This window comes from Idiomarina sp. UBA4206 (assembly GCF_002383015.1).
In the GTDB taxonomy this organism is placed as follows: Bacteria; Pseudomonadota; Gammaproteobacteria; order Enterobacterales; family Alteromonadaceae; genus Idiomarina; species Idiomarina abyssalis.
The window spans coordinates 28,187-28,433 of sequence record NZ_DFTS01000013.1 but is presented as its reverse complement, the minus strand read 5'-3'; the positions used below and the strand labels follow the sequence as shown (position 1 = coordinate 28,433).

At 56.3% G+C, this 247-nt stretch carries 1 pseudogene; it reads right to left on the bottom strand.

From position 1 onward, the window contains the following. A pseudogene (locus B3180_RS02605) lies at nucleotides 1-247 on the bottom strand (thiamine pyrophosphate-binding protein); the annotation flags it as partial.

Sequence of the window (247 nt, the reverse complement as noted above, 5' to 3'; positions counted from 1 at the left end):
AGAAGTTCCAGTACGTGGCGTACCGACTTATGCTCGGTAATGGGGCGGCGCGAATGACTGGCTTGTATTGGAAGGCTGCTGACCTCCTCGCGGCTGATGTCATCCGATAACTCCAGATGAGAAGCGCCCGGGCGTTCGTCCTCAGCGCGACGGAAAGCTTCGCGTATGTGCGCCGGAATGCTGCTGGCGCTAATAATCGCCTGGGTGTATTTGGTAATGGGGGTCATCATGTCGACCACATCAATGA